Annotated in this window: 21 protein-coding genes and 2 pseudogenes; 13 read left to right on the forward strand and 10 right to left on the reverse strand. The window is 47.4% G+C overall.

What is annotated here, in order from left to right; translation table 11 throughout:
- Window positions 1-25 precede the first annotated feature (25 nt).
- A complete protein-coding gene (locus tag HRE53_RS06125) occupies window positions 26-208 on the forward strand; it encodes a hypothetical protein (RefSeq protein WP_235109500.1) in 183 nt (60 codons plus the stop codon).
- A gap of 245 nt (window positions 209-453) precedes the next feature.
- Here the strand turns inward: HRE53_RS06125 and HRE53_RS06130 are convergent, their stop codons facing one another.
- Both HRE53_RS06130 and hpnA read right to left on the reverse strand, forming a co-directional pair.
- Window positions 454-2,421 (reverse strand): serine/threonine-protein kinase, encoded by a 1,968-nt coding sequence (locus tag HRE53_RS06130; RefSeq protein WP_235109501.1) that lies wholly within the window; start codon window positions 2,419-2,421, stop codon window positions 454-456.
- 109 nt (window positions 2,422-2,530) lie between these two features.
- Entirely contained in the window at window positions 2,531-3,526 is a 996-nt protein-coding gene (gene hpnA / locus HRE53_RS06135; protein WP_235109502.1) for a hopanoid-associated sugar epimerase, read from the reverse strand.
- Between the two features lie 312 nt (window positions 3,527-3,838).
- On the opposite strand from hpnA, the gene HRE53_RS06140 reads away from it, so the two are divergent.
- The gene (locus HRE53_RS06140) at window positions 3,839-4,360 is read left to right on the forward strand and encodes an SUKH-4 family immunity protein (RefSeq protein WP_235109503.1); all 522 of its coding nucleotides are present in this window, start codon (window positions 3,839-3,841) and stop codon (window positions 4,358-4,360) included.
- A gap of 87 nt (window positions 4,361-4,447) precedes the next feature.
- On the opposite strand, the pseudogene HRE53_RS06145 reads toward HRE53_RS06140, so the two are convergent.
- Window positions 4,448-4,552, reverse strand: a pseudogene (locus tag HRE53_RS06145) (ABC transporter ATP-binding protein); the annotation flags it as partial.
- Between the two features lie 91 nt (window positions 4,553-4,643).
- On the opposite strand from HRE53_RS06145, the gene HRE53_RS06150 reads away from it, so the two are divergent.
- Window positions 4,644-5,165, forward strand: a complete 522-nt coding sequence (locus HRE53_RS06150) for a hypothetical protein (RefSeq protein ID WP_235109504.1) — start codon at window positions 4,644-4,646, stop codon at window positions 5,163-5,165.
- A gap of 125 nt (window positions 5,166-5,290) precedes the next feature.
- Here the strand turns inward: HRE53_RS06150 and HRE53_RS06155 are convergent, their stop codons facing one another.
- The 3 genes from HRE53_RS06155 to HRE53_RS06165 all read right to left on the reverse strand — a co-directional run bounded on the left by HRE53_RS06155 (window position 5,291) and on the right by HRE53_RS06165 (window position 8,835).
- A complete protein-coding gene (locus tag HRE53_RS06155) occupies window positions 5,291-6,040 on the reverse strand; it encodes an ABC transporter ATP-binding protein (protein ID WP_396124656.1) in 750 nt (249 codons plus the stop codon).
- Window positions 6,041-6,134: 94 nt separating this feature from the next.
- Window positions 6,135-7,310 carry an FtsX-like permease family protein gene (locus tag HRE53_RS06160; protein ID WP_235109505.1) on the reverse strand — a complete coding sequence of 392 codons (1,176 nt, stop codon included), beginning with the start codon at window positions 7,308-7,310 and terminating at the stop codon, window positions 6,135-6,137.
- 352 nt (window positions 7,311-7,662) lie between these two features.
- Window positions 7,663-8,835 (reverse strand): transposase, encoded by a 1,173-nt coding sequence (locus HRE53_RS06165; protein WP_235107614.1) that lies wholly within the window; start codon window positions 8,833-8,835, stop codon window positions 7,663-7,665.
- Window positions 8,836-10,036: 1,201 nt separating this feature from the next.
- Here HRE53_RS06165 and HRE53_RS06170 point away from each other — a divergent pair.
- Both HRE53_RS06170 and HRE53_RS06175 read left to right on the forward strand, forming a co-directional pair.
- Window positions 10,037-10,213, forward strand: a complete 177-nt coding sequence (locus tag HRE53_RS06170) for a hypothetical protein (RefSeq protein ID WP_235109507.1) — start codon at window positions 10,037-10,039, stop codon at window positions 10,211-10,213.
- Window positions 10,185-10,568: a hypothetical protein gene (locus HRE53_RS06175; protein ID WP_235109508.1), complete on the forward strand. Its 384-nt coding sequence runs from the start codon at window positions 10,185-10,187 to the stop codon at window positions 10,566-10,568. Before HRE53_RS06170 ends, HRE53_RS06175 begins: the two co-directional genes overlap by 29 nt.
- 301 nt (window positions 10,569-10,869) lie before the next feature.
- On the opposite strand, the gene HRE53_RS06180 is transcribed toward HRE53_RS06175, so the two are convergent.
- Together HRE53_RS06180 and HRE53_RS06185 are read right to left on the reverse strand one after the other, a co-directional pair.
- The gene (locus tag HRE53_RS06180; RefSeq protein ID WP_235109510.1) at window positions 10,870-11,466 is read right to left on the reverse strand and encodes a substrate binding domain-containing protein; all 597 of its coding nucleotides are present in this window, start codon (window positions 11,464-11,466) and stop codon (window positions 10,870-10,872) included.
- Window positions 11,420-11,755, reverse strand: coding sequence for a LysR family transcriptional regulator (locus HRE53_RS06185; protein WP_235109512.1), 336 nt, complete (start codon window positions 11,753-11,755; stop codon window positions 11,420-11,422). Before HRE53_RS06185 ends, HRE53_RS06180 begins: the two co-directional genes overlap by 47 nt.
- Window positions 11,756-11,862: 107 nt before the next feature.
- Here HRE53_RS06185 and HRE53_RS06190 point away from each other — a divergent pair, with 107 nt between their 5' ends.
- The 4 genes from HRE53_RS06190 to HRE53_RS06205 are packed head-to-tail and all read left to right on the forward strand — an operon-like array spanning window position 11,863 to window position 15,540.
- Window positions 11,863-12,864 carry a zinc-binding alcohol dehydrogenase family protein gene (locus HRE53_RS06190; protein ID WP_315876564.1) on the forward strand — a complete coding sequence of 334 codons (1,002 nt, stop codon included), beginning with the start codon at window positions 11,863-11,865 and terminating at the stop codon, window positions 12,862-12,864.
- 21 nt (window positions 12,865-12,885) lie between these two features.
- Entirely contained in the window at window positions 12,886-13,731 is an 846-nt protein-coding gene (locus HRE53_RS06195; protein ID WP_235109516.1) for an enoyl-CoA hydratase/isomerase family protein, read from the forward strand.
- The gene (locus HRE53_RS06200) at window positions 13,731-14,726 is read left to right on the forward strand and encodes an LLM class oxidoreductase (protein ID WP_235109518.1); all 996 of its coding nucleotides are present in this window, start codon (window positions 13,731-13,733) and stop codon (window positions 14,724-14,726) included. Before HRE53_RS06195 ends, HRE53_RS06200 begins: the two co-directional genes overlap by 1 nt.
- Window positions 14,727-14,739: 13 nt before the next feature.
- Window positions 14,740-15,540 (forward strand): SDR family NAD(P)-dependent oxidoreductase, encoded by an 801-nt coding sequence (locus HRE53_RS06205; protein ID WP_235109520.1) that lies wholly within the window; start codon window positions 14,740-14,742, stop codon window positions 15,538-15,540.
- 163 nt (window positions 15,541-15,703) lie between these two features.
- Here the strand turns inward: HRE53_RS06205 and HRE53_RS06210 are convergent, their stop codons facing one another.
- Complete coding sequence (locus HRE53_RS06210; RefSeq protein ID WP_235109523.1) at window positions 15,704-16,381, reverse strand: BON domain-containing protein; 678 nt, start codon at window positions 16,379-16,381, stop codon at window positions 15,704-15,706.
- 311 nt (window positions 16,382-16,692) lie between these two features.
- Between HRE53_RS06210 and HRE53_RS06215 the strand changes: the two genes are divergently transcribed.
- From HRE53_RS06215 to HRE53_RS06225, 3 genes are all read left to right on the forward strand, one after another.
- Window positions 16,693-17,085 (forward strand): DUF2809 domain-containing protein, encoded by a 393-nt coding sequence (locus HRE53_RS06215; protein WP_235109524.1) that lies wholly within the window; start codon window positions 16,693-16,695, stop codon window positions 17,083-17,085.
- A 213-nt stretch (window positions 17,086-17,298) separates the two neighbouring features.
- Window positions 17,299-17,865 (forward strand): molybdopterin-dependent oxidoreductase, encoded by a 567-nt coding sequence (locus HRE53_RS06220; protein ID WP_235109526.1) that lies wholly within the window; start codon window positions 17,299-17,301, stop codon window positions 17,863-17,865.
- Window positions 17,865-19,046 carry a diguanylate cyclase gene (locus tag HRE53_RS06225; protein ID WP_235109527.1) on the forward strand — a complete coding sequence of 394 codons (1,182 nt, stop codon included), beginning with the start codon at window positions 17,865-17,867 and terminating at the stop codon, window positions 19,044-19,046. The genes HRE53_RS06220 and HRE53_RS06225 overlap by 1 nt, the downstream gene beginning before the upstream one ends.
- A gap of 19 nt (window positions 19,047-19,065) precedes the next feature.
- Here the strand turns inward: HRE53_RS06225 and acnB are convergent.
- A pseudogene (gene acnB, locus HRE53_RS06230) lies at window positions 19,066-21,668 on the reverse strand (bifunctional aconitate hydratase 2/2-methylisocitrate dehydratase).
- A 953-nt stretch (window positions 21,669-22,621) separates the two neighbouring features.
- Between acnB and HRE53_RS06240 the strand changes: the two are divergent.
- The gene (locus HRE53_RS06240) at window positions 22,622-23,014 is read left to right on the forward strand and encodes a hypothetical protein (protein ID WP_235109530.1); all 393 of its coding nucleotides are present in this window, start codon (window positions 22,622-22,624) and stop codon (window positions 23,012-23,014) included.
- Window positions 23,015-23,020: the final 6 nt, after the last annotated feature.

Raw genomic sequence — 23,020 nt, forward strand, 5'->3', positions numbered from 1 at the left:
GCATTAAGCCAAAGGATATTTTGCTATGAAATCAAAAGACTTTGGCTTAATCAAACGACGCCGAGCGCAGCTAGAAGCATGCAAAAATAATTTAAGCGAGACCAAGCAACTCATAGACTGGGGCATCTTCCGCAGCTGCCTAGAAAAACTTCCCCAGCCAGAACGACAAAGCAAAGTAGACCGCAAACCTACAGCGGTTTTCATATAGATGGGGGACAGCCACAACTCTTGAAAAGCTTGATCAGTAAATGCTCCAGGGTTGAATATGTCCCCTACCAACCTGCGATCTGCTGTATCAATAGAATATTGCTGTTGAAGCTATTAATCCGTCAGCAACTGCACAACCTGAGTGATGAATTCACGGATCTCCTTGCCAGTAGAGTGTTTTAGCTGTTATCACGCAAGAGACACTAGAAGTCTTACTAGATGTAGGTTTGATAGTCCAATCACGCGTTAATTTCCAACTTGTTTAGCTTCTCCTGCCCGCAGCCGCTGCAACTCCTGCAATGCATCTTGCCAACGTGAATCGTTTCGTTTTTGGTAAAGATCCGCTGCTTTTTGAAAGTCTGCTTTTGCCCCTTCAATCTCGTTCTGAATCTCTTTTGCAAATCCACGATTGAAGTAGGCAACTGCATAGTTTGAATCTAAGCGAATTGCCTTGTTGTAATCCTGGATCGCTTCTCGATAATTTTTACGATTATATTTGGCTAACCCACGACTGTTATAAGCATCCACAAGCTGGTCATCCAGCTCTAGAGCTTTATCAAAATCTACTAACTCGCCTTCCCAATCCTCTAGTTTCCCTTTGGCATGGGCTCGGCCATTATAGGCATTGGCATGATTCCCATCCAGGCGAATCGCCTCATCATAGTCCGCCAAGGCAGAGCGATACTTGCCTAGATCGTAGTGAGTTCGGCCCCGATTCCGCAACGTATCGGCTCGTTTCGGATCAATGCGCAGGGCTTGATCGTAGTCTGAAAGCGCTCCCTGCAAATCCTTGAGGTTATATTTAGACAATCCCCGATTGTGATAGACATAGGCATATTGAGGATTGAGGCGAATGGCCTGATTGTAGTCCTCTACAGCAGCCTGATAGTTCTGCAGGGCATGTTTTGTCAGCCCCCGATTACCATAAGCATTGGCATGTTGGTCGTCTAACTGTAGAGCCTGGTCATAGTCAGACAGGGCAGCCTGATAGTTCTGAAGACTGTATTTGGCTAGACCTCGCTCATTAAAGGCATCAGCATTCTGGTCATCTAGGCGAATGGATTCATCGTAGTCTGCGATCGCATCCTTATACTCCCCCTCACGATACTTCTCATACCCACTACGGAGCAGAGCTTCTGATTGACTCATGGGCGATACGGATTCGGTATCGTTGGCTCGGATTGCGACGTATCCAATCCCTAATACACCTATTAAACCGAGAGATGCGATCGCAGCCCACTGTTTGCCAGACAGTTGGGGGACTCGTGAAAACAGGGAGGCACGAGTGGGTAACGTAATTTTTGGCTGTTGAGGTAAGTCAGGAGCACCCTGTAGATCTTGCAAGACTTCATTCGCTGACTGGTAGCGTTGGGCAGGCTCAATTTGCAGCAGTTTATCGAAAATCTTCTGCAGATCTGGGCTTAAGGGTTGAGCAATATATTGCTGCCAGTTTTCGCTCCAGAGGCAGTTAAATTCTAAGGACAGGTGATAGGGCGAAACATGGCTGAGTAGATGGAAACAGCTCGACCCTAACCCGTATAAATCCCCTACAGGTGTTGCTCGTCCCCGCTGAATTTGCTCAGGAGACGCATAGCCCGGTGACCCAACAATAGTACCTACGCCAGCATGGGCCATTGCTGTTTGTTTCAGCAGTTTCGCCACACCAAAATCAATCAGCACATGTTTACCATCTTGACGCCGCATAATATTGTCCGGCTTTAAGTCGCGATGAATCACGCCCTGGTCATGCAGATTTTGCAGCACCGGCAACACATCTAGTAAGACCCGGCGGATTTTATGTTCATCAAAAGTCCCCTCCTTAGCCAGCAGCTCAATTAGGTTGTGGCCATCGACATACTGCTGAACGAGGTATAAATGCTGGCCTTCCTGAAAATAGGCCGTCAATTTGGGGATCTGTGGATGATGTCCTAACTGTTTGAGCTGTCGGGCTTCGCTAGCAAACATATCGATGGCTTTTTGCTGTTCCCAAGCCTCCGTCGCCTGATAGGTGAGCTTCTTGACTACACAAGGCTCATTCAATCGATCTAGATCTTCGGCTAGGTAGGTATTGCCAAAACCACCTCGACCAAGAGGCTTGATTACCTTAAAGCGGTCCCGCAGCAAATGAACAATAGGTGTGCCACATTGCTGGCAAAACTTGTGGGAATCAGGATTAATTGGCTTTTTGCAGTCAGGATTTAGGCAACAAACCATTTTTTATGCACTGGGTTGAGAGTTTGCGAGTAAACACAGTACTCTATCGTTAATCTAACGCTGCCCTATGCATTTTGCAGGATTCAGAATCAAAAAATTGCAGACTGTATTATTTCTGAGGAACGTAGTCGTGACTGGCAAACCAATCGACTGATTCTTGGAGTGCCTGTCGGAGTGGGGTTTGAGGCAATCCCAACTCCTGAATCGCTTTGGCAGGATTGTAAAACATCATTTGCTTGGCCATTTGCACCCCGGCCAGAGGGACTGAGGGTGTCTTACCAACAGCCGCCAGTACTACCTCATCAATCCAGGCGGTGGTCAGGGGAATCCAGGCAGGAATTTCACCTTTCGGAGCCGATAACCCTGTCAACTCAGCCAACACATCCAGCATTTCTTTCAAGGTCATATTCTGGTTGCCCAGAATATAGCGCTCTCCTGTTTTTCCCTTCTCCAGGGCCAGCAGATGCCCCCGCACCACATCTTGCACATGGATAAGGTTCAGCCCGGTATTCAAGTAAAAGGGCATCTGCCGCCGCAGAAACCGCAAAATCATATCGCCTGTGGGTGTGGGCTTAATATCCCAAGGGCCAATGGGGGTGCTGGGGTTAACAATCACAATATCCTGGCCCAGTTGGACGGCTTTGTGGGCTTCCTGCTCTGCCCAATATTTCGACTTTTTATAGTCACCAATCAGCTTCTCTACGGGACTCTGATAAGTTTCGTCGGCAATATTCCCTGCTTTAACGCCAATGGCCGCTACTGAGCTGGTATAAACAGTTCGTTCAATGCCCGCATCTCGCGCTGCTTGCAGGAGGTTGCGAGTGCCCTCCACATTGCTTTGCCAAAGCTGATCTCGGTCGGCTCGCCACAGGCTGTAATGGGCTGCAACATGAAAGAGTGCCTGACAACCTTGTAATTTTTGACTCAAGTCATCATCTGTAAGCTGTCCAGTCACTTGCTCCATGTCTAACCCAGCTAGGTTAGTCAGATCGCTTTGGGGCCTGACTAGTGCTCGTACTTGATGACCTTCCGATAACAGTAAACGGACTAGATTAGCACCGACAAACCCGGTTGCTCCGGTTACAAAAACATTTAATTTGGCCATAACTAAGGTTCTTTACCACTTCTGGTGGTCTAGTAGAGGTAGAGAAGGTTAGTGTTTTACCCTACAGATATAAGCACACCCCTGCAAGTCTAAAGTTCGATGTAGACACCTTATTGCGAACAGCCTTGCAATCTATAAAATTCTCAACCTTGGTCTTCTGAACGAACAACCGGATAATATCCTTGGAATCGGAGTTATCCAGCGTTGACTTAATAATGTCCTGATCTCGGATTTATACGGTAGTTGGCGGATAATACCGCTCTAGCCGGAGTTATCAGTCGCCATCCGTATAATTAATAGTTATGCGATTGTATGCATGATATGACACCATCGGAATTCAAATCGCGCTTCATCAAGTCGCTGCCGCCAATCCCACCTAATATTGAACTCGAACTGGACCGATTCATCATCTATTCACCGGAACGCGTTTCCTTACTGGGCATCCCCGATGAACACAAAGCGTTTCTTCTCGAATCCGGACTCCCCGCTGATGCAGCACCATTTCTGAACTTCAATAATGACGATCATTCATTAACGGAATTAGAGGGCTTCCCTAGTTCATACATCATCGGATCAAACAATTATGGCGATGCGATTTGCTTGGACGTAGCTGATGGTGGCACGGTTGTGTCCTACAATCACGACAACATGATGAAACGAGTCTTCATGAATTCATCGCTTCCCTTGTTTGCTGAAACTCTTTGCGCATTCTCAACTCTTATGCGGACAAAGGATGAAGCCTCATTTACCACACGCTTAAGATTGATCGACCCCGTCGCGTTGAGTCCCGATTCATTCTGGACAACCGAGTCTGCTAGCGTGATGGAACGCTGAATATCGCATAACAATCCATTGCATACGGAGCCGCGGTCCGCGCGGTTTAGTGAGATCAATGTCGTTCGCCGCGGCCCGGTGAATGGATTTACGCAGCAGTTCCATGATCGTATGGCCCCGCTGAGAGTCCAGTACGGCAGTGGGTTCATCCGCCAAAATCAACTTGGGATTTCCGGCTAACGCTCTTGCGATCTCGCTCAGCTCTTAACCTCATGCTTTACTGAGCTTGTACCAATCGGGTATGTTTTCCACTTGTCAGCATAGTTATCCACCTAAGTAAATCGTGATTAAACCACCACTTGAGTTCGAAACTCAGTTCATTACTGCTGGATGGACAGGTGATTCACGTGGCTTTCCTCCATCTTTCAACCACCATAACCATGTAGGTTGGGATATTTTAGATTCGTTCAATGATATTCACATTCATCCTGAATCATCAACCGGGTTGGAATGTGCTACCAATGACATACATTTTCAACTGGTTCAACCGCTCTGTACTTGTGCGGAAAGATGGCAATCTTTACTCCATACAAAGTTTATAGGTGTTGCGTTTACACACAACCAATATGGCATGCTGTGGGTGGCCACCGATGGGGCCGTTTTCGCCTCCAACGATATTACAGACGTGTTCGAATTTATTGGGTCGGATATTATGGTCGCTATCCGCAACGAATTGATGGGAATTCGCAGTCAACCACTAATGAATGACGATGAATCAGTGCTCAACTACTATGGTGACGCCTACAATAAGAGCGATTCCCGTTTGTTCGACTGGCATCTATATGCCTCCCAAAATGGCGGATAAAAATGCGATAAATCAAAGTCTCGTAGTCGGATAACTTCGAAGTGGGGTATCAATTCTCACGCCCCGTTTATCGCAGACGTTATTGTTTTCTAAATTGGACCACCAAACAAAGACAAGATCCAAATCTAAGACTCATGCACAAAGGTGGGATTCGCTGGTTCAGGTGTAATCAGCCCATCTTCTACATAGACCACCCGATCGGCGATATCCATAATCCGAGGGTCATGGGTCACCATTAGGACCGTGCAGCCTTCTTCCTTAGCTAATTTACGTAGTAGTTCCATGATGGTATGGCCCCGCTGAGAGTCAAGGGCAGCGGTGGGTTCGTCCGCCAGAATCAACTTGGGATTCCCGGCTAACGCTCTTGCGATCGCAACCCGTTGCTTTTGCCCCCCAGACAAATCCCGTGGCAGACTTCGAGTTTTATCCGCTAGCCCTACTTGTCTAAGCAACTTGATCGATTGCTTCTTCGCCGCCCGACCGCGAATCCCCTTTAAATTCAGAGTGGCTTCAATATTCTCCGCCGCAGTTAGGGCAGGAAAAAGATTAAACCCCTGAAAAATAAAGCCGATATTCTGCAAGCGAAACTTGGAGAGCTTATGGCGAGATAGCCCCAAAATGTTTTGCCCCAATAAGGAAACCTCCCCACCTGTGGGCGTTAGGATACCTCCTAATATGGATAGCAACGTTGTTTTACCAGACCCTGACGGCCCCATCAGCAATTCGACATCCCCGGTTTTAATTTCTAGATCAATGCCTTTCAAAACTTTGAACTGCTGATCGCCAACATGGAATGTCATTTCGACGCCCTTGGCCTGAATGGCAGGCGTGGCAAGATCACCAGCAGTATCAGGAGAAGAGGTCATTAATGTCATCGGTTGAGGTTTTTGGCGAAAAGCAAGTTGCATCAGGTGTATCTAATCCTCTTAACAGGTTTCCCAGTTGAGTCAGTATTGTTTATGCGTTAGCTCACGACTTAAAGACGAGGGCTGGATCGAGTCGAGTCACCTTTTGAATGGCAAAGATAGCTGCGCCACTACACATGGCTACAGTGACAACAAAAACCCCGGCCGCCGTTGCTGGACTAATCAAAATTTGAATCGCTTGAGCCTGAATCGTCCAAGCTCCTAAGCCCAAACAAAGCCCCATACCGGGCAAATAACCCAACACCGCCATCCACAGCGCCTGCTCTAAAATGACGCGATAGATATACCAGTCTGACGATCCCATCGCCTTCATAGTGCCAAACTCCCGCAGATGGTCCGTAACGGAGGAATAGAGAATCTGGCCCACCACGACGGTTCCAACCACAATGCCCACCACTGCGCCTAAGCCCAAGATGTAGCCGACCCCTGTACTCTGCTGCCAATAGGTTTGGGTTAATTCGGTTAGCTCAGTTTGGGTGAAGGCTTTGGTGCCGGGTAGAGCTTCTTCTAAACGATTTTTAAGGGCTTGTAGGTTTTCTGTGGGTGCGGCTTTGATCAGAATATAGGTAATCCGATTTTGATCCGTTAAATCCGGCGGGTCCGGTGGGGTTTTGTCCGGGGTGGCAATCGGCGAATTCAGATAAGCCGTGGCATTCGGTAAAGACGTAAAAATATAAGGACTCGCCACAATGGAGCGGGTGCCGGTCGTAATCCCTCTTATCTCTCCTTCATAGGAGCCAATTTCAGCTCGATCACCGACTTCTGACACATCCAGGAGTTTGAGATCGGCTTGATCCACAAAGATTTTATAGGGCTGCTGGATATCCTTCAGCGTCCCTTCTAATAGGGTGCGCGGTCGAAACAGGGTATCTTCAGGGTCAAAACCAATAATCCGAATCGGCGCAATCTGATTCGACTTATCTCGCCACACGGTGGATTGGGCAATCAGTGGTTCTGCCCGCTCCACTCCTTCTACCTCTTTCGCTTCAGCCAGCTGTTTATATTCCAAAGGTAGGGTCAAGGCAAAATGGCGTAGCTCTTCGGAGGTCACCCAGATATCTGCATCCGCATTTTCGATCAGTACGGTGGAAGAACGAGTAAATCCATTGAGGATACCTATTTGAATAGTGACTAACCCAACGGAAAACATGATGCCCGCCTGGGCCACAATAAAGCGCGGTAGGTCTTGGAATAAATTTTTGCGGGCGATAGAAACCATTCGTTTACGTCGGGGGGAGATTTAGGGAGCAATGGCTCACCAGTGGACTTAAATCATCTCAATTAGGTGGAAGCAAACTCTTTTTTCACACCTAATCAGTATAAGCATGATTACCTAAGCCTACAGAACTTTGCTGAGAGCTATCTGAAAAGAAGCCGGGTTTACGCTGTAATTTTCATTCACTCAAATTACAAGCCATCAAATTCACTGAGGCTCAATGTCCACAGAGGTGGCTGACTCACTGACTGACATTACGGTTATTTAGATCCTCTACTGTAAAAGATCACGAGGCTTAATCTACAAAGATTAAGGTAAGTAGCTGACTGCCTGACAGATCTTCGCCTTCCCCTGCTCATAAAGCCTTGCACTGTAAAGAGCGGATGCGAGAGAACCAGATTTTGTTGTAGTGTTTCTTTTGAGCTTTTTTAGACGCAAAACACGGTTGTGGATCATGGCAGAGCAAGGGGACTGGCATCAACAACTCCCGTCCTTTATGGACGACTCCCTTGAGCCACCGTAATCCAATTTTGAGATAACTAATGCCTCGCCGCCAATGTGGATCAACCTGTTGGCGCAGCCCTTTAATGTGAACAGCCATTCCTTGAGTCGTGCTGAATAGCAGTGCCACAGCAGCAACCAGATAAAGCCTCTCTAATGCATCAGCACAGCGAATTTTCGACTCTTCTAGCTCAAACACTCCAGACTTACTATCGAGAAATAATTCTTCGACCCGAAACCTCAAAGCGTATTGCCACAAGGTCTGTAGCGTGGGTGATTCATCTGTAATCACCGCCCATGGTTCTTTCACTCCTCGGATATTAGCCAACACCAGATTGCACCGATAGATGCCATCTTCCCAAAGACCGACATTGCGGTAGAGGAGGGCTTCGCCTTTGGATGGCCACAATTGTCGGACTTCTCTTGGACATTGACGTGGACCATGGAGAAGGACATCACAAGGGACACGCAGACAGTAATGCCAATGGCTCTGTTGTAACCAGCTCATCAGTTGATGGTTCGCAAACCCACGATCTGCTAACACCATGACATCTGGATGCTGCCGCAATAACCAACGGGCCTGGCGCAATAGCGGTTGATATTCCTCAAAAGCGACAGCTGCACTCTTGTGCTCTAATACTTTCCACAACAACGGTACTGCTCTGCCACAGCAGACGACGGATAGATGAATCATGCAATATTCATTCCATAACACCGTTGTATCCATTGCCAGGTATAGACGATGAGATTGCCAGTTCTTAAGGGCTAGCAGGACTAGAGGTACATATAGCTTGTTAATATCAATGCGTTGATTGGCTATAAATCGTTGCCACCGACGCTCGACACTTTGGGCTTTTCTGGCTCGGCAGGGAACATAGGATTCCCAGGCAGATAAGCTTAAGCGTTCACTACAGATTAACGCGCTTACCATCCAGCCCAGAGCAATGAGATGGCGCAAATCTCGATAATGGCTGTGTTGACGTAAAAAGGAAAACAGTTGACGATAAATTTGGGTGGGGCCTGACATTTGAATAACGCTGATTTGTGATTAAATCTAGCCTCACATGTCTCTCCACTCTTTTCTCATAAACTATGTAAATAAAGGCTTTGACCTACTTCTGTCAGGCAATCAGGGTAAGTAGTCTTGATTGAGTTGAATGATGTCTTGTTTGAAGATTCAGCCCTGGATTGTTCACAAGCCGTTTTCAATGAATTGAATTTGGGGGAAAATTAGTAGATCTCACTCCACTGAGTTGAAGCAGCTAAATTCTTTCCCATAGTATCGTAAGCAAAATAGGTGTAAATCTCAAAAAGATCTAAGCTCTTAAGTGTGACACTTTGTATGACAAAGAATTAAAGTGCAAATGAATTGTAGTAGATAAATCACATCTTAGTTTTGTGATTAAAACATATGACTATCGCAGATCAAAAGACTTGTTCCGATTAAAATTGCGGCTAGTCGTACCAAGCAAGAGACATTATAGTTATCAACAGGAGCAAAGATAAGGATTCCAATCACTAATTCATCATATTTTTTACCCTGGAAAATATTGTTTTTTACAAATTAATATCGAATTTCCGTAAAGAAGATATCGCACAAAAAATCAATATCTAATATCTTGCATAAAGGTGTTATTAATTAGACAATCGTACAACCATAGATAGTCTTCTTAGGTATATTAAAATTGGCAAAAAATAATTCCTGAATTTTCAAAGAATCAAGTATCTAAAGCTGGTGACTTTTTACGGAACGATAGTGCATCTCTTAACGATAGAGACTGGGCCAATGATGTCTTAAGTAACTGGAGAGCTATTCATTCATATCCAATTAATACTTTTCAAGCCACGCTACGAGATAAATTGCGTAATATAGATCGGAAAGCACTAGTTGCTCAAAGACTTAAAAGAACACCATCAATTATTGCTAAACTGAAAAGGTTTCCTGGCATGAAACTTTCACGAATGCAGGATATTGGCGGATTGAGAGCCGTTGTTTCAACGCTCCCAAAGGTCGAGAGCTTACGAGAAAATTATAAACAATCACGATTTGAACATAATCTAGTAGGGGGAAAAAGATTATATTGCAATCCCCAAAGATACTGGATATCGGGGTATTCACTTAATCTATAAATATAAGAACAAAAAAAGTTCCTCTATACGATGGCTTACATATCGAACTGCAAATTAGAACTAAACTTCAACATTCTTGGGCTACAGCAGTAGAAACAATGGGAACATTTCTCAACCACGCATTAAAATCAAATGAAGGTCCAGAAGAGTGGCTAGATTTTTTCGCATTAACTGGATCAGCCTTTGCCCACTATGAAGATTGTAATGCCGTTCCCGGATATGAAGAGTTACAAGAACAAGAAACCTATGAAAAAAATGGTATATGTAGCGAATAAGTTAAATGTGATTGATAGACTTCAAGCATTTAGTGTTGCTGCCAATTCAATTTCAAACAACAAGAAAAGTGGAAATTATCACATCGTCATCCTAGATCCAAATCAAAAAACTGTTTCAATCGAAAGCTTTGGAAGAAGGAAGCTTGATGAAGCTACAAAAACATATTCTGAGTATGAGAAGGAAATTAGTGATGTAGAAGGAATACAGATAGTGCTAGTTTCAACAGGATCCATTGACTCTCTTCGACAAGCATATCCAAATTATTTTTTGGATACCCATGACTTCATTAAAGTGATGCACGAAATAAGTACTAAAATCACTAATAATGACAAGAAAATATTATTTAGCCCTTAATATATCAATAGCAAAAAATTGAATTTCTCCAAGAAAAACATCACCCATTTAGATTCAAAGGGAAAGTCGTAAGGGGAGCATGTCACCCTTGCAGATGCTCAAAATATGGCATCAGCAATTTGATGTCAGAAAGCAAGGCTAGCAAGGATCTCTAGAATGAGTATGAATACTAGACTGCAAAGGTGGCATGCTCCCAGTCGTAAGACTAATAATATTGACTTCTCTCACACTATAAACGTGTGCAGTGGGTTAGAAGTCCAACTTGTGTAGGTTGCCAATGTGATGATCGTCCCTCTCCTGTTTAGCACTCCCAAGGTGGAACTGGTTGGAACCGTTCCAGTAAAAAATCAATCATGGCATAAACTTTTGGTGCAATAATTCGGCGACTCGGATATAGGAGCCAGATCGAGACATCTACCATCAACGGGAATTCCGGCAATACCTCGACCAGCAGCCCAGATTTCAAACTTTCACTGGCATTCCAGACAGACTTAATGCCAATTCCCAGCCCCTGCTCCAGCATTTTACGCAGAGCCTCACCGTCGTTAACCACAAATGAGTGGGGAACGCTAATGGCCTGTCCGTTTTTAAACTTCCACTTCGTCACTTCGGCCAAGCTGACACATTGATGCGCTGCAAGATCATCAGGCGTTGAAGGCGTCCCATACTCCTCAAGATAGGTAGGAGAAGCGACCAGAATCCGCCGATCAGCAGCTAACTTTCGCAAAATCAGACTGCTATCGGCCAAGGGAGCATTGCGGATAATCAGGTCATAGGCCCCTTCGACCACATCCAAGACTTCATCCGATAGCCGTAAATCCAGGCTAACCAGCGGATGGCAGGCATGAAATTCAGCCAAAGCTGGAATGATATACATCCGGCCAAAGGATCCAGGCATGGTGATTCGCAGTACCCCTTCCGCCTCTGCCCCCCTGCCCCTTGACAGCACTTAGCCCCGTTTCTAGGGTTTCAATCATCTGCTGGGCATAGGGCAAAAATGCCTCACCATCGGTGGTCAAAGAGACGGCTCGAGTCGTTCGGTTGAACAGACGAAAGCCGACTATTTCTTCAAGTTTCACCAGACGGGCGCTGGCACTGGCAGGGGATAGGGAGAGGTCTTGCGCTGCCGCCGAGACTCCGCCCCGTGCGGCAATTCTCAAAAACAAACGGAGGGATAAAATATCCATTTATCAAAAATATCCGAATTATTATTTCGCTAAAAGCCTGTTTATCTTTCTAATCTAAATAATTATCATGCGGATAACGGTCAAATGACTCAAAAGGAGGCGAAATGATGAAAGCCATTGGGTATAAGGATGCAGGGCCAGCAGCAGATGTCCTGATCGAATTTGAAACAGAAAAACCCCAACCGGGTCCAAAAGACTTACTCGTGGAGGTCCGGGGGGTTTCAGTGAATCCAGTGGATGTCAAACTGAGGGCCAGTGCTCAACCCGATGGCGAGCCTCGCATTCTAGGGTTTGATGCCGCTGGGGTCGTGCAAGAAGTGGGCTCAGCCGTGACCCAGTTTCGCCCTGGTGACGAAGTGTTCTATGCAGGAGACCTTACTCGCCCAGGAACCAATGCCCCATTTCATGTAGTGGATGAACGAATTGTGGGTCGCAAACCTTCATCCCTCGGATTCACAGAAGCCGCCGGCATCCCCCTCACCAGTATTACCGCCTGGGAAATGCTCTTTGATAGCTTTGGGCTCAAAGAAGGTGAAGGCACAGGGGAATCGCTGCTCGTGATCGGTGGTGCAGGAGGTGTGGGTTCGATTCTGATTCAGCTCGCAAAGAAACTCACAGGGCTAACTGTCATTGCCACAGCATCTCGGGAGGATACCCATGCTTGGGTCAAGAAAATGGGAGCAGATTACGTGGTCAATCACCGTAACCCCCTAGACGAAGAGCTGAAGTTTCTGGGAATTGCCCCCCGATATGTTGCGGCCCTGACCCATACGGACAAGCATTTTTCTGCTATCCGGGAACTGATTAAGCCACGGGGTCATATGGCTCTGATTGATGATCCGGACACTCTAGATGTGATGTCTCTGAAAACCAAGGCGATTTCTTTGAGCTGGGAATTTATGTTCACCCGATCCATGTTCCAAACCGAAGATATGGACGTCCAGCATCAATTACTACAGCGAGTCTCAGAGTTGCTAGACAATGGCACGCTGATCTCGACGGTCAATCACCATGGCGGCAGTCTCAATATTGAAAATCTACGGGCTGCCCATGAATTCCAAGAAAGCGGTAAGGCCATTGGCAAAACTGTATTAGACGGTATTCAGTAACCACAACATTGGAGAGATGCAATGAACTACGACACTTTCACTACTTTCAACGTTGAGATCGAAAACGCCATCACTTGGGTCACCTTCGACTATCCCCCTGTCAATATTCAGGGCCTGCCGATGCTGGCCGATCTCAATATGCTGGCCCAAAAGCTGGAAACAGATCGCACCATCAAAGTCGTGGTGTTTCAATCTGCCCATCCCGAAATTTTTGTGGCCCATGCCGACACGAATTTCCTCAAAGACATGTCTGCGATCGCAGTCCCTCGCAACGAAGTCAAACTCCTCGATTTGCAGGTGGTTCTAGAGCGGATCAGCAAACTGCCCCAGACCACCATTGCCAAGATTGAAGGGTTTGCCCGCGGTGGTGGTCACGAATTTGCCCTGGCCTGCGATATGCGGTTTGCCGCCCGAGGCAAAGCCAAATTTATGCAGATGGAAGTCGCCATGGGCATTCTTCCCTGTGGCGGTGGCGCCTCCCGGATGGCGCGTCAGATCGGTCTAGGGCGAGCCCTGGAAATTATTTTAGGTGCAAAAGACTTTGATGCCGACCAGGCCGAAGCCTATGGCACCATCAACAAAGCCCTTGACCCCGACGAGATTGGCCCGTTTGTGGAAGCCTTGGCCAACCGGATCGCCCTCTGGCCCGCTGAATCGATCAACGCCTGCAAACAAACCGTCTACGCCTCCATCGACAAACCCATTGACAAAGCTCTGCAGGAAGAAGCCTATTGGCTCTATCAGGCCACTAGTCAGACCCCGGCCTTAAAGCGCTTTACCTGGGCAGATGAGAACGGAGCCCAGTTCGACATGAACAACCAACGCGGTTGGCAAGAAATGGTCGTTAGTGTGCAGGAGATCCAATAATGAATAGGGAATGCAATACCCTCAAGCCTGTGGAAGATATCGGGTTTCAGCCGATTAATCGGGGATACAACTCTGTGTTTCGTCCAAACCGATTAAGCCTTGGCTTAGTAGTGCCGATCGAGACTTACCCAACAGGGCCAGTTCCCACCCTGGAGCGCCATCTGGAACGAGTCCAGCTAGCGGAAGAATTAGGCTTTTCATCTGTTTGGTTACGGGATGTGCCCTTCAACGTGCCCTCCTTTGGAGATGCGGGGCAGACCTACGATCCCTTTGTCTATTTGGGACTGTTAGCAGGCCAAACGAAGCGAATCGCTCTCGGGGTTGCCAGCATCATTCTGCCGATGCGACATCCAGCCCATGTGGCCAAAGCCGCCGCTACCGCTGATGTTCTTTCGGGGGGACGGCTGATTCTGGGAGTGGCTTCGGGGGACCGACCAGAAGAGTATCCAGCCCTTAACCTCCCCTTTGACAACCGTGGAGCTGCATTTCGGGAGAGTTTTGAGTACATCCGGCAGATGAGTGAGAATTCACCCACGTTTGAAAATGCGTTTGGCAACCCGAATAGTGGGATGGACATGCTGCCTAAACCGACCTCGGTCAAACTGCCCCTACTGATTACGGGAGGCAGTCAACAAGCCCCCGAGTGGATTGCGCGGAACGGGGACGGCTGGATGACTTATCCACGGGATACGGTTATGCAAGCACGGGTCATTCGCGATTGGCGGGCACGGGTTGAAGCATTAGACGGTACTGACAAACCCATCATGCAGCCGCTGTATTTAGATCTAACCGAAGCCCCCGACACCCGGCCACAACCGATCCATCTGGGATTCCGGTTAGGAGTGAACTCCCTGCGGGCCTATCTCAAATCCCTGGAACAAATCGGCATGAACCATGTGGCGCTGAACTTGCGATTTAACCAAGCGGATATTGAAACAACCTTAAAACGTTTGGCCGAGGATATCTTGCCAGAATTTACGGTCTGCAGTGATTGAGGAAGCTAGAACCATGACAAAAACGATTCTGATTACAGGTTCCACCGATGGCATTGGCTTAGAAACAGCCAAGATGCTGGTCTCAGAAGGTCATAGAGTGCTGTTGCATGGGCGCAATCCCACCAAGCTGGAGGCAGCCGCAAAATCCCTCTCTACTCTGCCGGGCAGTGTCGAAAGCTATGTTTCCGATTTGTCTCGGATGACTGATGTGGTGTCACTGGCAAAGGCTGTCGCTGAAAACCACTCTACGTTGGATGTCCTGATCAACAACGCAGGGGTCTACAAAACACCTAATACGATCACTCAGGATGGGCTTGATGTTCGCTTTGCTGTAAATACACTCGCCCCTTATCTACTAACCCAGGGACTCCGACCATTGATGTCTACCTCTGGACGGCTCATCAATGTATCCTCCGCCGCTCAGTCCCCCGTTAATCTAGAGGCCTTGGCTGGACGGGTCCAGTTCACCGAAGACTTCACGGCTTATGCCCAAAGCAAGCTGGCACTGACCATGTGGTCCCGTAGTTTGGCCCTTTCACCTCAGGGTGATGGCCTGACCATTATCGCGGTGAATCCGGGTTCGATGCTGGGCAGCAAGATGGTGAAAGAGGGCTTTGGAGTCGCAGGGGGCGATCTTCGGATTGGCGCGGACATATTGACTCGTGCAGCCCTGACCGATGAGTTTTCTGCTGCCTCTGGCCAGTATTTTGACAACGATAAAGGTCAGTTTGCTTCGCCCCATGCCGATGCTCTTGATCCACAGAAATGTCAGAAGGTTGTAAATGCGATTGAAACCTTGTTAGCAGACATATAGGCCAACTCTACTGAATAGAAAGACTCTATTGAAAACAAGGTCTTGTGCAGCCCTTAACCTAGATGGAACTATTCCCTCCGGGTAAACCACCTGAAAATCAGAATGCAGATTGATTCCCCAAACGCCTCCCCTCTCAAATTTTGGCAGGGGAGGCTACTACTTGTTATTCAGATTCAGACAGCACAAGCACCTCAGTGGCCTCGACTTTTTTAGCGCCTTTGGTATTTTTGACCAGTTCAATTACTTTGTCTAAAGCATCCTGATCGGGAACTTCACCACTTAGGAATACTGTGTCTCCCTTTTGTTGAATATCCAACGTTGCCACCAAGGGCTTCAGATCTGGATCAGCAACCATTCCTAAAATCACCCGCTTAGCGAGGCCTTGGTGATCGTATTTACCTTCTGGTCCGCGATGTTCAGGTGCGATGTAGGATCGCCGACTGGGAAAGGTCGAGTGATGTAGGTACAGTCTCCGGGAGAATGGATGGTAGTAGGGTGAATAGTGACGATAGCGCCTACGAAAGGGGTAGTGTCGAAATTGTCGTCCAAACCGGCGACGATGGTGAAAGGTTCGACGGCGGTGGAAAGGCCGATGGCGAACTCGTCCAGGGAAACGTCGAAACTTACGATGCCGAAAATTTCGATTGGGAAATCGTCTAAAACGGCGCTGATGCAATCGGCGCCGGCTCTTAAAACCACCACGCCGGAAACCTTTGCGTTTGCCTGCTAATAAAGCGGTTTCATCCGCTTGAGACTGCACAAGGTCTTCTGCTTTAACAGCTGCCACATCTACAGTGAAGGCAGCTAGCAAGAATGCCATGACTAGAGTTGGGTACTTCATACGGTTATCTCCGTTTAAGTACAGCCGTGGGGGACCGCATCAATCATTCCCCCGTACATTACCCCATGACTGATTACTGAACATCATGTTTGGCTAAGTCTATTAGCCGTTGGTAATGAACTTCACCCAAGCTCAGTACCTACAGAGTACCGCAAAAATCTGAGAGTCGTCTGAGCAGACCTTCAATTTGTCATTTTGCAGTGTGAATCGGTAAAGATTTTGCGTCAAATAAGCAATCTATTTCTATGGGTGGGAAATAATAGCTAAATATCGAATGGCCTGATGCCGTTGAATCGCCCTACTCCCTTGTTATGAGATTTAATACCTATTACTGTGCCTGGTCGATCATTCTATTTTTGATAGAGCTGTATATCGCACTCCATATTGATGACAACTTTATTCGCCCGTATATCGGTGACCTCTTAGTCGTTATTTTGATTTACGCAATCGTTAGAGCATTCTTTAAAGTTTCAATTATGACCGCTGCTATCGGTGTTCTCCTATTCTCATTTGCAGTTGAAGTTCTGCAGTCCTTTAAAATCGTAGAAATTCTAGGATTAGGAGCATCGCAATTGGCAAGGACCATCATTGGCACCACTTTTAGCTGGGAAGATTTAGTGGCCTATAGCATAGGGATTATTATTCTGCTCTGCTTTGAGAAATCTATAGGCCCCTACAAAAGAGAGTGGTATTCCATTCAATAATCAGACCCAACCTTTTTTGCAGCTAAACAGCGTTGTACTGATATGTCTATCACGCCTAACACAGATTCAACGGCTAACAATCGATGTTCTGTCATTGCAGCTAAGGAAATTAATGGTGAGGAGGAGATTATCTGTTTCAATAAGTACTGCATATTTGTTTACTGCAAAAAGCCAAATATCTTTTGGTAGGTTAAAGATGCTGTTGGAGGTGCCATGCATAACCGTCGACAATGGATAGTTCCCGCCCTGGTCTTATTCATGGGAGGTTGTGCCACAGACGCTAAATTTGACGATGTTTATACCCAAATAACACCCCCACAACTACAAACGGGGCAACCCATTCCTTTGCCAAAAAATGAGCCCATCCTTAAGGTCACAGGTCGATTGGGAAACACCAATCAAGAGGATCACATCATCATGGACCGGCAAACCATCGAATCCCTCGGGTTAGTCGAATATTCCGTATTAGATTTATTTGAACAGCAAGATCGGGTATTTCAAGGCGTTTTGATGCGAGACTTGCTCGATCTCTGGCAGGTTGATCCCCAAGCAAAAGCCATACATCTTAAAGCACTTAACGATTACAACATCCAGGTTCCCATCGTTTGGCTCAAGCAATATCCTGTTATTTTTGCCCTACAACAAGATGGTGAAAATATGCAGTCTGATTACAGAGGACCTGCAATGCTGGTATTTCCGTATCAACAATTCCCCTCCATATCAGAATTGGCAGAAAAATCCTACTGGATCTGGCAAATCGCAGAAATTAATGTGCAGTAATGACAGTGCATCATCATTCCGGCGTGCCAGCTCGACAGCCCTGGGCAACACGGGGGCAGCTCATATTTTTCCCCAGCATTATGCTTCTCCTACTGATCGGGATTTTAGTAGGTGGACAATCTTTACGACAACAGATTCAGACTCAAGACAAGTCTTTAGAACTTAACTTAGTGAGGGGAGTGCATGACTTCAACCAACTTCAGCGGGAAGTCAATCGTCTCCGACTGCAGCTCGTGCATAGCCATTCCACCAATACCAAAGACTTCACTCTGCAACTCAAGATTACTCAAAGCCGATTTACGATTATTCAGCGGCACTTTCTATCGCGTAGCTTAGATACCCAAGTTTCCACCATTAAAGATCATTTAGTCCGATCATGGTTGTCCTTAAAACCTGATCTCAAACAATGGCAACAAGAACCCACTAACACCAAGGTCCAAAGTAGAATTATTGACCAGCTGGAAAAACTAGAACTCGATATCAACCAAGTTTCCCTTCTCAATCAACGTCAACAATGGCAGGAATATCAAAGTCGAATTCAACGTCATTCCCATTCGTTACAGCTACTGAGTATCATCACCATTTTGTTTTGTGGGTTTACCCTGTTAGTCGGCTATTCGTTGGTGCAATTTATGCGTACCCGCCAGCATTTACTAGAAACAGTAGAACAGCTCGCCACCATTGATGATGTCACCCAAATTGCCAATCGACGACACTTTAATGCCGTTTTTATCCAAGAGTGGGAAAGAATGCTTCGCGAGCAATCTTGCTTATCTTTACTCCTATGTGATGTTGATTGTTTCAAGGCCTACAACGATCATTATGGTCATCAAGCAGGGGATAGTTGCTTATTTCAAATTGCCCAAACCATTCATAGCTGTATGCGCAGACCCAGTGATTTTGCTGCTCGATATGGAGGCGAGGAATTTGTGATTATTCTGCCCCATACCCAGCTTTCTGGGGCTCAAGCTCAAGCGAGTGTTATTCAAGAGAACCTTCAAAAGCTAGCCTTGGCCCATGCTGAGTCCATCATTAGTGACTATGTCACTATCAGTATTGGTATTGCCAGTGGGATTCCACAACTAGAACTGGATTCCCACCAGATCATTGAACAGGCAGATAAAGCACTTTACCAAGCTAAAGCTCAGGGCCGTAATCGTTCCTGCTCCAGCGAATTCTAAAGGCCCTATCTGTTGTCCCTTAACTGACAGGCATCCCTAAAATATCCTCAATCTTGGGTAATTCCTCCAAAGGAATCACACGACCTTCCTCAATAAAGCCATCAATCTGATCAAAATTCAGATAGCGATATAGCTCATCCGCAAAAGGATCGATCTTCTTGGCCACAATCTCCAGATATTCTTCTGGGGTGGGAATTCGGCCTAAGAGGGCGCAGGCTGCAGCCAACTCCGCCGACCCCAGATACACTTGTGCTCCTTTGCCCATCCGGTTATTAAAGTTACGGGTAGACGTTGAAAACACTGTCACGCCATCTTCCACACGGGCTTGGTTCCCCATACAGAGGGAACATCCCGGCATCTCCGTCCTTGCACCCGCAGCATCAAAAATTTCGTAATAGCCTTCCTCCCGGAGCTGCTTTTCATCCATCCGGGTGGGAGGACAAATCCAGAGCCGTGCTTTTGTCGGACCTGCCCCTTCAAGGACTTTTGCGGCTGCTCGGTAATGGCCAATATTGGTCATGCAGGACCCAATAAAGACCTCATGAATGGGGTCATTGACGACATCAGACAGGGTTTTAATGTTGTCGGGGTCATTGGGAGCCGCCACCAATGGCTCCCGAATCTCAGTGAGGTTAACCTCCACCACTTCAGCATATTCAGCATCCGCATCTGCAGACATGAGTTCGGGCTTTTCTAACCAAGCTTCCATCTTGGCTACTCGGCGTAGAATTGTGCGGGCATCTTGGTAACCCCGAGCTGCCATGTTCTTGAGGAGGGCGACATTAGAGCGCAAATATTCAGCCACCGTCTCTTCACTGAGCTTAATCGTGCAGCCAGAAGCAGAGCGCTCTGCGGATGCATCCGTGAGTTCAAAGGCTTGCTCTAGCTTGAGATCGGGTAATCCTTCCATTTCCAGCACCCGTCCGGAATAGATATTTTTCTTATTCTGCTTCTCAACTGTAAGCAACCCCTTCTGAATGGCAACATAGGGAATTGCATTGACGATATCCCTCAGGGTAATACCGGGCTGTAGATCTCCTGAGAACTTAACCAGAACTGATTCTGGCATATCCAAGGGCATCGCTCCGATCGCAGCGGCAAAAGCCACTAACCCCGAGCCTGCGGGGAAGGAAATACCTAAAGGAAAACGAGTATGGGAGTCACCCCCTGTACCGACGGTATCGGGAAGTAACATGCGGTTGAGCCAAGAGTGAATAATGCCATCGCCGGGTCGCAGGGCTACTCCACCCCGAGAAGCAAAGAAATCGGGGAGGTTTTGATGAGTTTCAATATCGACGGGTTTGGGATAGGCCGCCGTGTGGCAAAAACTCTGCATCACCAAATCCGAGCTAAAGCCTAAGCAGGCCAACTCCTTCATTTCATCCCGTGTCATTGGTCCAGTTGTATCTTGAGAGCCAACGGTGGTCATTAAAGGTTCACAGGACATGCCGGGGCGAACACCAGGCAGACCACAGGCCTTACCCACCATTTTTTGGGCGAGGGTAAAGCCTTTACCAGAATCCGGGGGGGGAGTCGGTCGGGTAAAGACATCGGTTGACTCCATGCCCAGCTCAATACGAATTTTATCGGTAAGGGACCGACCAATCAGTAAAGGAATCCGACCTCCGGCTTGGACTTCATCGGTAATGGTTTCGGGCTTGAGATTAAAGGTGGTGAGGACAGTGCCTGACTCGTCGGTGATTTCGCCTTTGTAGGGATGGATGGTAATCACCATCCCGGTTTCCAGACTAGAGACATCACATTCAATGGGCAAGGCTCCTGAGTCTTCCGCCGTGTTGAAGAAAATGGGGGCAATGTTACTCCCCAAGATATAGCCCCCGGCTCGTTTGTTGGGGACGAAGGGAATATCATCGCCAATATGCCAGAGCACAGAGTTGATGGCTGATTTACGGGAAGAGCCCGTGCCAACCACATCTCCCACATAGGCCACTGGATGACCTTTCTGTTTCAGCTGCTCCAAGGTATCTAGCCCTTCCGGCATCCGGGTTTCTAGCATAGCTAGTGCATGGAGAGGAATATCGGGGCGGGTGGTGGCATGGGGGGGGCGGGAGACAGATCGTCCGTATTGGTTTCGCCCGGTACTTTGAAGACGGTAACGGTGATAGATTCGGGTAAGGAGGATTGGGTGGTAAACCATTCCGCTGCCACCCAGGAATCAATTACGGATTGGGCATAGGCATTGGTCTGGGATAATTCCAGCACGTCATGGTAAGCGTCGTAGACCAGGACCGTATGTTTGAGGGCAGTGGCGGCAGCGGTGGCTAATGCGGAATTATCTGATTTGAGTAAGTCCACTAAGGACTGCACATTGTAACCGCCCATCATGGTGCCAAGAAGTTCAACAGCAGCAATGGGAGTGATGAGGGGGCTGGTGGTTTCGTTGTTTGCGATCGCACTCAAAAGCGAAGCCTTCACATAGGCCGCCTGATCCACCCCAGGCGGGATGCGATCGCGCAGCAATGCCATCAACGCATCTTCTTCTCCCGCAGGCGGAGACTTGAGCAGCTCACACAGATCTGCCGTCTGCTCAGCCGTCAACGGCAGGGGGGGAATTCCCAAAGCAGCCCGTTCTTGAACATGTTGGCGGTAAGATTTCAGCATTTCCAAACCAGATCCCATGAAGCGTTCTCAATAAATAACAATAAAGGTTGAGCCCTATATCCAATATATCGTTGGATTGTCAGAGTCTACTGTGTAGCTTCATACTGCCAGGTCATTTCGTCCATTCCACATCAATCGACTTGATGGTATTGCGGTTGTAGGCCGTGACGGTTGCCTCCACCTGTGATCCGCTCCAACTCATTTAAGTTTCCTCTCAGAAGGAAGCCCCCGACGATTGCGCCCACACTCCCAAGACCGGATATCGAATTCACACCGTCTTCACCTCGATAGATCATCATCAAAATATCGAGTAGCTCAAATAGAATCAGAGACCAGCCAGCGCATTTCAATCTCCTTCGATAAGTCTGGAACATAGCGATATAAATCCGCCAATATCTCTTCTTAGTATGACTTCTATATGAATGCAGTATAGAAATATCAAGCTTGACGGCAAGCGCAGCTAGATTACATCATCAAAAAACAAAATCTGATAGTTTTGCTATAAATATTGCCTTTTTCTAGATAAAACCAAAGGCCAAATGATTACCGCTGTGGGAGTCAAAGATAATGTTCCGTCACTCTAATCAAACCTATCAATCAACGCGGCTACTTCTAGGTGTATGCGTCGCCTTAACAACATTACCTGGATTGTATGGTTGTAATAACCCAGCCAAAAAAGAAGAGGGCAAGCCACCGGTATCCTCGGGCTCAGTTTCACCTCAGCCCGCAAAGCTCCCAACCCTCAACCTTCCTCCCCAAACAAACCTATCTGCTCCGAAGTCTAAGCAACCGGTTAAAGGGACTCCCACATCTCAGCCTGCCAATACTCCCGGCACAAGTCCCAACGCTTCAAAAAGTTCCCCCCAAGCACCATTGAAATCCCCCCCCACCTGGCAAAAACGACGTCCTCCACTGCTGGGAGTCCTGGAGTACCGGCTCAGCCCCCCACAGCCGTGCCAGTCCCCAGCCCTATTCCCTCAGAAATTAGTCAACCCGCTCCCCCTAATATCCCTGCTGCCAATATTCCAACCCAGAATATTCCAACCGCAAAGGTCCCATCTACTCCCCCTGCGACAAACTCCCCTGCTGGATTAACCGAAGAAGCCAAGGCCATCCAACAATTCAATCAACCCATTGATCCCAATCTTCGTTTGACATCTCCCTCATCCTCTAAAGCTCCTAAGGACCTAACCTCTCAGTTTGATCCTAGTCCTGCACCTGGAACAAATAGTGCCAGCTCCTCTAGCCCCCCATCTTCCTCTAGCTCCAATCCTTCTGGCCTCAGTCCATTGGAGTATAAATACAACCCATCAACCGGAACCTACAGTACTGGGACTGCTGAGTAGCTATCA

Source organism: Acaryochloris sp. 'Moss Beach', assembly GCF_021497025.1.
GTDB classification, from domain to species: Bacteria; Cyanobacteriota; Cyanobacteriia; order Thermosynechococcales; family Thermosynechococcaceae; genus Acaryochloris; species Acaryochloris marina_A.